Source organism: Roseicyclus sp. (genome assembly GCF_052168335.1).
Classification (GTDB): Bacteria; Pseudomonadota; Alphaproteobacteria; order Rhodobacterales; family Rhodobacteraceae; genus Roseibacterium.
Genome location: NZ_JBQLZP010000580.1, coordinates 1 through 3,378, shown reverse-complemented (window position 1 = coordinate 3,378; position 3,378 = coordinate 1). Strand labels below are relative to the sequence as shown.

The 3,378-nt window shown below is 70.6% G+C and carries 3 protein-coding genes; all 3 read right to left on the bottom strand.

Annotation, left to right across the window (positions count from 1 at the left end):
* The coding region (locus ACTS11_RS17855) for a baseplate megatron protein TIM-barrel domain-containing protein (protein WP_442641647.1) at positions 1 to 1,708 on the bottom strand (1,708 nt) is incomplete at its 3' end.
* Positions 1,689 to 2,072 (bottom strand): hypothetical protein, encoded by a 384-nt coding sequence (locus ACTS11_RS17850; RefSeq protein WP_442641646.1) that lies wholly within the window; start codon positions 2,070 to 2,072, stop codon positions 1,689 to 1,691. The genes ACTS11_RS17855 and ACTS11_RS17850, both read right to left, overlap by 20 nt.
* A 223-nt stretch (positions 2,073 to 2,295) precedes the next feature.
* The coding region (gene mltG / locus ACTS11_RS17845) for an endolytic transglycosylase MltG (RefSeq protein ID WP_442641645.1) at positions 2,296 to 3,378 on the bottom strand (1,083 nt) is incomplete at its 5' end.

Sequence of the window (3,378 nt, the reverse complement as noted above, 5' to 3'; positions counted from 1 at the left end):
CGGCGAGCCGCACGCGCATCGGCGCCCCCCGGTCCCAGAGCCCGGCGGGCGCCGCGAAGAGCGGCGTCTCGAGCACACCCGCGACCGCGCCGCGCTCGACGATACTGTCGAGTTCGAACCCGTCAGGCCCCGGCGCGCGGTAGACGGCGACCGCACCCGGCCAGGGCGCTGCGGCGACCGCGAGGTGCGGGGCGTGCGGCACCTCCGCCCCGGTCAGGAGCGGCAGGTCGAGGAAGATCGGCGTCACCGGCAGCGGCGGCACGAAGGGCTGGTGCGTCGCGGGATCGGCCGCCTCGTCGGAGGGCTCGGCCGTGCTCGGTTCCACGCGCACCGCCTCGACGTCGCGCGCGCCCCGGTCGGTCACGCGGTCGATCCGCCACGTCGTGCCGTCCTCGAGCGCGATCAGGCTGCCCGCGCCGAGCGCACGGGACGACGGCGGGAGGCTCAGCTTCAGCGCATCCCGCGCCACCCGCGCCTCGGCCAGCCGCCGCTCCGCGATGGCGGTCGCCTCGGGCGGCGTCAGCGCGAGCGGCAGCGCCGTCTCCGAGACGAGGTCCGAGGCGTCGCCCGGATGGGTCGCCTCGGCCACCCGCGCGTCATGGCTCGCCTCGCCGTCGGCATAGGCGATGCGGAGGCGCCCGACCGTCTCGGCCTCGGGCGCGCGGATGCGGGTGAAGCCGCCCTGCCCGCCCTCGTCGATGGCCGTGGCCTCCTCCGTCAGCACCGCCTCGGGCCTGAGCGGCAGCGGCCGGAACACCAGCCGCCCATCCCGCTCCACCGCGTCGAAGCCATGGGCGAGCATCAGGGGCTGGAGAGCCGCGCGCGCGGTGTCGGTCTCGCCCGCGAGATGCCCGCGCACGAGACCGTGGAGACGCGAGACATCGTAGTGGGACACGCCCGCGCGTTCGCAGATCTCGGCCACCACGAGGTCGAGGGGCGCCGCGTCGAGCCGCCCGGTCAGCCAGTGGCCGCGCGTCCAGTTCCCGCCATCGGCCCAGCGCGCCGCGTCGTGCGGGAATGCCGGCCAGGGGCGCGCGTCCCAGGCCCAGGCATGCGCCCGGTCCATGTCGAGCATGGGGCCGCCATAGACCTCCGAAACGGGATTGCGCTCAAGATCGGACCAGTAGTCTAGGACGGCGCGCAGGTATTGCGCCTGGATCGCGTCGTCGCGCCGTCCGCTGGAGAAATGCGGCAGCGCGCTCTCGTCGCTCTTGGGATCGAGGAAGACGTTGGGCTGGTTCGTGCCCCGGTCGATCGCGGCGCAGCCGAACTCGTCCGCCCAGGCGAGGTCGAACTGCGGACCTCTCAGCGCTTCGGCATCATGGGCGGAGAAGACCCGCCCCTCGGCCCCGTTCGGCCAGATCAGGAGCCGCTCGCCCGCCACCCAGCGCGGGCGCCGGTCGGGCGGCGAACAGGCGAGGATGCCGCTCTGTCCCTTGACCATCACCGCCAGCGCCTGGTCGTAGGTTTCCGCCACCAGCGCCACGTGCCGCGCCTTGCCCTTGTCTTCCGGCGTCGGCCCCTCGACCTGCGCCCTCACCCATTCGGCGCCCGCCCGCGTCTTGCCCGCCCCGCGTCCGCCGAGCACCAGCCAGGTGCGCCAGTCGCCGTCGGGAGGCTGCTGATGCGGCAGCGCCCAGAACTCGAAGAGCCAGGCAAGCGCCGCCATCGCGTTGTCCGACAGCCCGTCAAGGAAGGCTCTCTCCACCTCCTGCGGTACGGAGGCAAGCCAGTCGGAGGGCGATCTCGTCCCTTGCGGCTGCGAGATCGAGTTTTCCGCCAGCTTCCGTCCCGAAGTGCTTGCTTCCCGCGACACGTGCCTTCTCCTGCAATTCCATGGCGAGCATCAGGGCGGAATTCATCGCCCTGACGTCCTTGATAACCTCGCGCTCGCCCGTGTCGGGCATCGCCTTGAGCGTCCGGACCGCGTCCTGCAAGGCCTCAACGGTCGTCTCGAAGACCTCCTGCGCCCGGACGACGAGCATCTCGGCGCGCTCCAGCGTCAGCTCCAGGTCGTCGGGATCCGGCGCCCCGTTCCTTCGGGACGGCGACGTATGACTTGTATCGTTCATCGAAGTTTCCCGTGTCCGAAGGGCGTTACTCGGGCACGAGCAGGACATGAAAAAACGGCCCGAGGGGCGCTACCCCAGGACCGTTCACCCACGTCATCCAGCTTGCCCGAAGGTATGCCGCGGAGCGCGCGGTGGGTCAAGAAGTTTTTTGTTATCAAATGGTTAACGAAAGGCGGCGTCCGCAACCTCTCATTAACAATTGAACCCTGCCCCGATCGCCGCGTCAGTTCCCCGACGCGGCGCGCTCGGCCTCGATCTGCCGCCAGCGGGCGACGTTTTCGTTATGCTCCTCAAGCGTCTGGGCGAAGGCATGGCCGCCCGTGCCGTCCGCGACGAAGAAGATGTAGTCCGTCTCGTCGGGGTTGAGCGCGGCCTCGATCGCGGCCCGACCGGGGTTCGCGATGGGCGTCGGCGGCAGCCCGTCGATCACGTAGGTATTCCACGGATTCTCGTCCCGAAGCTCCGACTGACGGATTCCGCGGCCCAGCACGCCCCGCCCGTTCGTCACCCCGTAGATCACCGTCGGGTCGGTCTGGAGCCGCATTCCCTGGTTCAGGCGGTTGACGAAGACGCTCGCCACCTGACCCCGCTCGTCCGGCACGCTGGTTTCCTTCTCGATGATCGAGGCGAGGATCAGCGCCTCCTCGGGCGAGGCCAGCGGCAGCCCGTCCTCCCGGTCCGCCCATGCCGCGGCCAGGATCTGTTCCTGCGCCGCGCGCATCTGCGCCAGCAATTCGTTCCGGTCCATGCCGCGGCGCACCTCGTAGGTGTCAGGCGCAAGCATCCCCTCGGCCGGGATATCCGCCACCTCGCCGGAAAGGAAATCCGCCTGGTTCAGGCCCTGCACGATCTGCCACGAGGTCAGCCCCTCGGGGATCGAGACGCGGTAGACGTTGATCTGCTCGGTCTCCACCAGCTCCCGGTAGACCTCGGGGACGCCGTCCTCGTAGGCGAAGGTCTCGAGCTCGACGATCTCGCCCGTGCCGGGGATACGCTCCCGCAGCCTCAGCTCGCCCGTCCCCTCGATCCTGAGCACGTAGGTCGCCGCGTAACGGAAGCTCGAGGGCCCGCCCGCCGTCACGATGTCGAGCACCGTCTCCATCGAGGCGCCGGCCGGGATCTCGTAGGAGCCGAAGCGCAGGTCGCCAGCCCGGTTGGCGTATTCCGTCCCGAGCCGGAACAGCATCGCCGAGGTGACGGCGCCCGCCTCCTCCAGGTCCTCCGACACGGCGCGAAGCGAGGCGCCGCGCGGCACTTCGAAGAAGATCGCCTGGTCGAGCGGTCCCTCGCTCCGCCACTGGCTTTG